Consider the following 6,486-nt stretch of genomic DNA (forward strand, 5'->3'; position numbering starts at 1 on the left):
TTCACCGTCACCATCGGGGCCCACAGTTCCTGATCGACACGACGAACACAGGGTGGGGACTTTTATCTGGCCACCAGCGGGGACCTCTACTTGGCCACCAGCGGGTACTTTTTCATGGCCACGGACACCTGGTGGTGGTTAGAGGCCGGCCCCACAGCTCGAACCACCAGTTCAATGCTCCTCCGCCGCCAGCCAGCCTGTAGGTTGCCAATCGGCACGACATATCACAAGCTGCTGAACTGCAGCTATTGCGCGTTGCCAGGGGAATGGCGGGCTCATTTTTGCCATTCAAATGGCGAATCCTAGAACCAGCCGGTTGCGCCAGGACCGACGGGCCCCCTCTTCACATCACGTGGAAGCACTGATTCCTTGCTGCCCGTTGAGTCGACCAACGGCGCGAGGGACACGCAAAATCTCAAGGGTCCGGATGCTGGATGCGTTAGGTCGACCGCCAGTCAGGGCGGTCGAAAACGAACGCATCGCACCGGCCAGCTAGCCGCAGTAGCAGCCGCAAGTGCGGGTGCGTCTGCGCGGGGTTAGCGCGGACTACGGCCAGTTCGAAGGGGCCGCTGCTGATGACGGAATGGACGTAATCCAGAAGCGGATCGGGCACAAACCCCAAGTGCATTCGGCCATCGACGACGCGAATCGCTCGCGAGTTGACAGGGTTTGCCGGGTCGGGTTCTAAACCGAGACGATGACCCGCGGGCAGCTCTGTTATCCGGTCGCTCGCTAGGGCGTCGCGATGCCTGACTCCATGGGCGAGGAAGTGCGCCGAAGTACCACCAGTCGGCCGGTGGAACTGGGGTAACGAAATTAGTTCGATCGGGTCGCCTTCCCGATGGCCGCCCGATGCAGTCAAGATCTCCCAAGCGTCAGCATCAGCGTCGAGGTCTAGCGCCTCGAGGTACTGCGGGCGATCCGGTCGTTTGGCGCTCATCACCCTGTCGGCAAACGAGGGAAATAGCCGCTCGGAACGGTAACGACGGGTGACGTCTCGGAATCCTACGATGGGCACGAAAGCAGGATCGACCGCCGCCCGGGCCAGGTAGGTGAATTCATAAATCGAAGGAGCGTCGGCGTGAGTCAGTTGGTCGAGGTAGCCAATCGCCCTGTACACCCCGTCGTCGACTCCGCGGCGCGTGACGATCAATCTCGCCCTATGAACGTCTGAGTCGGCGTGAGTCGACTCAGGTCGTAGGTCTATGGAGTGCATCACGGAGTCGCTTTCGATTAGTGTCTAGCGCTGTCCTTAAAAATTTACGTGTTGGGTCCGACAGATCGGGCGTAGCTCCAACAACATCGAAGCATACGTCCAGGTCAACATCGGTGATTTGAGCTATCCAATGCTTCTGTGCCGCGGCTCCAGCGGTTGATAGAGCCCGCGTCGCGACCTCCACTAAGCCTATAGCCTGTCCCCCGTCGAAGCGTTTGGTGCGGCCATGCGCGCACCATTGATCGACCCTGCCGAGATCAACCCGTCGCGATCGGACGTTGTCACCGTCGCCGCTCGCGAGCGCCGACCCATGATCGAAGCTCGGTCCGAGGCAGATGTCACCGGTCCTTGGATTTTGCAGTACCCCCCAGTTATGGGCATGCCTGTCGGTGTTGGCGATCCAGGCGTCCAGGAGGAGATACCCGGCAAAGACGTCGAAGGCGGTCCAGTCGGCGTAATCGGTCCCAACCGGACCCCGCACACCGTCAAGTGCCATAGCAACCGCCTTGATCGTGTGGCCGCGACATGACTTGGCATCGAATTCGTCATCACGCTCGGCAAGTAGCGCAGCACCGGGGGTCCACGCCCAAGACCGCAGTCGCATGTCCCGGCTCATCGAACCGAAAACTCTTTCGTCAGTGCGTAACTGGATGACGGTGGCCAACTCTGTTTCGGTCGCGGGAATAGCCAGGAGCTTGGCAAGTTCGAATGAGATCTTCTCAGCCCAGTTCTCTCCTCGAATGAGAACCTCAGGTTGTTCCCCACGACGTTGACGATCCTTGGAAAGCCTCAACGTCTTGATCCGGCGCGGCTTGAACAACCAATGACCGGCGTACCGCGAAGACTCGGGGGCGATGAACCAGCGTTTGGCCTCATCACCACCTGGTTCGCTCTCACCTCGTGTCCAGTCGGCGAGGTCGACAACGTTGAAGGCGTCCACCACGATGCGAACTTTAGGTCGTCGCTCAGCGCCTTTCGGATAAGCAACACCGCGACCGTCGCATATTCGTCAGACGGCACCTGCGGTACGAGGCGCCCAGCGGCTCAACCTCAGTCACCCTGTCGGGTCAGTCTGCGAACATTCGCCAATGACCGAGGGTGACGTGTCGGTGCTGCATGGGCTGCTGTTTGCGCCGTTGGTCGCGGGGCGGCACGTGGACATTACCGGCAAATTTCAGGCTTTTGGGTGTGTCCAAGCCCTCGGCCACGGAGTCGAAACGAAGGCAGAGCGGGTTCGTCCGGTGGTGGCGTCGCTAGCTACGCCGCGTCGCCGAGGTGCTCCGGTGCATGGAACAGACGACCCCCGAGCTCCACCCCTGCCCTCAGCTGTCCACGGCTGCGGCGCCTAGAACCTAGATCTGCCAGTCTTGGGCGCCGTCGTTCTGCGTGTACAGCCCGCCGGTGGTGTTCTTGACGACGACCGGGTCGCCACTGCCGAAGTTGTCGAAGAACCATTGGGCGTTGGCTGGGCTGAGGTTTATACAGCCGTGGCTGACGTTGCTCTCACCTTGGGCGCCGACAGACCACGGTGCGCCGTGCACAAAGATGCCGTCGTTGGAGATTCGGACGGCGTCCTCGACATCGACTCGGTATCCCTCGGGAGCATCCACTCTCAGGCCGAACGTCGAGGAGTCCATCACGATTTCGGAGTGATTCGCCAGGACGTAGTGGGTGCCATTGGGAGTTTCCCATCCTGGCTTACCGAGCGAGACTGGAAAGGTCTTCACCAACTCGCCGTCGCGAACGATCTCCATCAGTTTGGTGGTGTCGTCGACGGTAGCGATCAGCGATTCGCCTACCCGGAAGCTGGACTTGGTGCCGCCGGCGTCGATGTCGACGGCGGTACCCGCGGGCCAGAAATCGATTGGTCGCCATCGCACCTGCGTGTCGCTCATCCAGTAGAACTTGCCCGGTACCGGCGGAACCGACGAGATGTGGATCGCGTCCTCGGCTATTGCGCGGTTTCCGATGGGCCTCGCGAAGTTGATGACGATCGGCTTGGCGACACCGACAGTCGAACCGTTGATCGGATTGAACGTTGGCGGCACGAAAGGTGCTTCACCGGTGAAGGGCAGCGGGTTCTGACCCGTCGCTGAACTGAGCGGCTCCGACGACGGTTGGGCAGGTGGCATGCCAATCGGCGGTGGCGCGACCGCGAACGGGCCGGCAGGCGACGGTGCGTGCGGATATCCGGGCGGAGAATTGTCGGGTTCAGCCGACGCAGATGCCCCACTGCCAAAAGCGGCGAGCAGCGTGGCGGTCGCGAGAATCGCGGTGATGTGCTGCCCGATCGTCCGCATCCGCATTCTCAACCTCCAGTCGCACAACGTCCTTCGAACGTCGATTCCTTGAGTGAATCGCTTACGTCCCGAACGCGGGGCAGCATTGTCAGGACGGTGACATACCCCGGCGAGCAGGGCAGTGCGGGGCCATGGGTCAGCGCGACTTTGCCGGGTGACCGTCCCGGCACACCTCAAAAGCGTCCGTCGGGAGCAGATTCGGCGCATGCCGACTGGTCGGGCACGCGAACAGACAGCTCATGAACCGCCGGCATCCCTACCGGTCTGGCCCCGTCTCGAGGCGCCCTTCGGGTACGCGATGTCCACACCAGTGACGCTCCCAACAGTACGACCGTCAGCGGATAGAAGATGGGCCGCACAGCGAGCATCACCGGGACAAGCATCGCAGTCGTGCTGGTTCCGATCGCCAACAGCACAGTTGGTGCGCAGCAGGCGGATCCGAGGCCGAGCACCGGCAGAACACCGAGCAGACGTGAGTAGCCGCTGCGGCGGCATTCGGCCTGTCGTCCGACATGTCGGGCCACGGCGACATTGGCGCCGGCCAACACAGCCACGACTGCGCCCAAACCGATGTTGACCGGACTCAAGAACAACGTCACGTGCGTGCTGGGCCGAAGGACCAGAACCGGCTCGAACAACAACGGTGCTTTAGCGTGAAAGAGTCGTCCCGGTGCCATCTGATACATCGGCTCGTTGCCTAGGGCTCCTGACGCTGCCACGACGATGTCACCGATCGCCAGTAGATACAGGACCAACACGGTCAGCCCTACCGCGATCGCAGTCCTGCGATGCCCACGGATCGTGAAGGCCTGCCACACTTCAAGTACCGCTGCACCGATGGCGGTCGTAATGTGCTCGGCCGCAGAGCCGATTCGGGCCAGCACGGTGAGTGGCCCAATCACCACACCTGCGCCTGCGGGTAGAAGGCGTGCCAAGCGAACCACATCGCGTCCATGAAGTCGGCCGGCGCTGCAGTGTCAGCGCGCCGAACGACGGCCGCGTCCAGGCGGTCATCCCACTCGGCGACCAGCTTGCCGGTCGGACCGATCTTCACGGACTGGTCTCGGCGCACGCGGTCCTTGAGGATGGCGAATCGGTCGGATCCGTCCCGGACGCCGACAACTACCTCTTTGTTCCCGTAGCGATCGCTGACGTGACGCACCGGAAAAAGTGTGTCGTCTTCGAAGTAGTAGCCGGTGGCCGACAGATAGGAGCCGTAAGGGTCGCGACCGTAGTCGCGCAGGGCGCCGGTGTCGGTGGACAGCATCAGCGTGTTGGGATGCGCGGTTCGCCACGCGCGCCATGTGGTCCACACCAGCGGCACCGTGTCGAGTCGGGTGCCCTTGAGCGGCCCGCTGATCGCAACGCCGAGGATCTGCGGCCACTGCGACTCCGTCGCGCGGTCATACATCAGCAGATTCGAGTTCACTAGCCGCCCGGTAGTGCCGAACGTCCGCACGTCGCCGGGCGGGCTGAGATACGCGATCGCTGTACCGGTCAGAGGGCAGTACGTCACCGACAGCGGTTCTCCGCCCACAGTGTCGTTGACGATCTCGTGCCACACGAGGATCTGTTGCGGATAAGCCCTGACCTCGCCGCGGTGGACCAGACCGAATACCGGGTCGGCGTCGTGCAGAAAGTCTGCCTTGTCAGCTGTGACGAACCGCGGCGCATCGATCGGTGGAATGCCGTCCGGGCCTGGGCCACCCGAGAGCGTGGCAGCGGCGAGAGCATCCAGTTCGGTGTCAGGGGGTTCATTCGGCGCAGGTCCCGGTTGAGCCCCGCGCCACCACTGAACCCCGACCGCGGCCGCCGTGGCACCACCGATGACGATGCCGGCGCCTACGAGCACGTGCCTGCGCGACGGCGCCGGTCGGGTGTCACGGTCCATGGAACCCGCCCTTCCCGATGACCTTGGGTGCTCTCAGCGTCCCCTTCGCGAACCGTTCGGTGTCGAACATTGTTCGTCTGGTGACACTCCCGCCTGCGGGCGATCAGGTCACCACGCGGGTGCGGCCCGGCAGGTGTGCGCGGGCCAGCCGCGGGAATGCGATGGCGAAGTCCCATACGGCGCGCCAGCCGGCGCGACGCAACACGCGCAGGACGGTTGCCATGCCCGCCGGGCGGAACCGAGACTGGACCGTCCCTGCGTCCTGGCCGGCGAGCACCTTGCGCAACGCGGTCTCCACGGCGGGCGGGTCGTTCCACATGGCGCGGAACACCACGGTCCCGTCGGCGTCGATCACATGCACGGTGTTCGGCATGGCGCCGTAAAGCCGGTGCGCCGTGCCCTGGAGGTCGTCGACGAGGATCGTGCGGCCCTCGCGTTCTGTATCGACGACCATCCGCGCGGCGGCCACCTTCTGAACATCGGTGCGATGGGCGTTGATGTGCTGGCCCGGATGGGCTTCGCGCACGTAAAGGACGAGGAACTCCGCGTCGGGGTAGCGGAACGCGAGCGCATTCATCGGCTCGACGCGGCTGACGTACATCGGGCAACTCACGCTGCCGGTTTCCAGCACCACCGGCTTGCCGCGGAACTGCGACAGCGTCACCGATGTTCCATCGAGGCGCGTGGCGGTGAAGTCCGGCGCCGACTCGCCGATGCTCACCCCCTCCAGGTGGTCCATCGTGCGATGGTCCAGGCCGAAATGGTCGTAGTTGTAGTCGAACGCCGCCGACCGTGGCTGTTGTGTCATCGCTGTCGACCCCTTTCTCACTGTCGATTAGTTCCATACGGCGAGTGCTTGAGCCGCGAGAATGTCAGGCTGATGACAGTTGTGGCATGTGATGGCCGCAGCAGTGCCACCGTAGTTTCTCTAGGACAGGAGGACGATGACCGAGGTTGCGTCCAGCAGAGTGGTGTACGAGTCGGACCTGATCAGCGGTACCGGCGTGTCGTAGCCGGATGAATGAAGGTCATCGCGTGATTCTTCGAGAGACCCGCGAAAGTCACTCGAGCAAAGGAAT

General features: G+C 63.1%; 6 protein-coding genes. All 6 read right to left on the reverse strand.

What is annotated here, in order from left to right; all coding sequences use genetic code 11:
• Positions 1–439 precede the first annotated feature (439 nt).
• Positions 440–1,153: a hypothetical protein gene (locus tag HPC46_RS33330; RefSeq protein ID WP_233717019.1), complete on the reverse strand. Its 714-nt coding sequence runs from the start codon at positions 1,151–1,153 to the stop codon at positions 440–442.
• A gap of 37 nt (positions 1,154–1,190) precedes the next feature.
• Positions 1,191–2,159, reverse strand: coding sequence for a HipA domain-containing protein (locus HPC46_RS33335; RefSeq protein WP_179476282.1), 969 nt, complete (start codon positions 2,157–2,159; stop codon positions 1,191–1,193).
• Positions 2,160–2,568: 409 nt separating this feature from the next.
• The gene (locus tag HPC46_RS33340) at positions 2,569–3,522 is read right to left on the reverse strand and encodes a L,D-transpeptidase family protein (protein ID WP_179476283.1); all 954 of its coding nucleotides are present in this window, start codon (positions 3,520–3,522) and stop codon (positions 2,569–2,571) included.
• Between the two features lie 167 nt (positions 3,523–3,689).
• Positions 3,690–4,421: a hypothetical protein gene (locus tag HPC46_RS33345; protein WP_179476284.1), complete on the reverse strand. Its 732-nt coding sequence runs from the start codon at positions 4,419–4,421 to the stop codon at positions 3,690–3,692.
• Positions 4,415–5,407: a DUF3179 domain-containing protein gene (locus tag HPC46_RS33350; protein WP_179476285.1), complete on the reverse strand. Its 993-nt coding sequence runs from the start codon at positions 5,405–5,407 to the stop codon at positions 4,415–4,417. The genes HPC46_RS33345 and HPC46_RS33350 overlap by 7 nt, the downstream gene beginning before the upstream one ends.
• Before the next feature lie 103 nt (positions 5,408–5,510).
• On the reverse strand, positions 5,511–6,215 hold the full coding sequence (locus HPC46_RS33355; RefSeq protein WP_179476286.1) for a TlpA family protein disulfide reductase: 705 nt from the start codon (positions 6,213–6,215) through the stop codon (positions 5,511–5,513).
• Between the last annotated feature and the right edge of the window lie 271 nt (positions 6,216–6,486).

The sequence above is a fragment of the Mycolicibacterium vinylchloridicum genome (genome assembly GCF_013404075.1).
GTDB classification, from domain to species: Bacteria; Actinomycetota; Actinomycetes; order Mycobacteriales; family Mycobacteriaceae; genus Mycobacterium; species Mycobacterium vinylchloridicum.

Excerpts from the sequence above, each read along its gene's own strand:
- HPC46_RS33340 (WP_179476283.1), bottom strand. The coding sequence starts at position 3,522 with ATGCGGATGCGGACGATCGGGCAGCACATCACCGCGATTCTCGCGACC.
- HPC46_RS33350 (WP_179476285.1), bottom strand. The coding sequence starts at position 5,407 with ATGGACCGTGACACCCGACCGGCGCCGTCGCGCAGGCACGTGCTCGTA.
- HPC46_RS33355 (WP_179476286.1), bottom strand. The coding sequence starts at position 6,215 with ATGACACAACAGCCACGGTCGGCGGCGTTCGACTACAACTACGACCAT.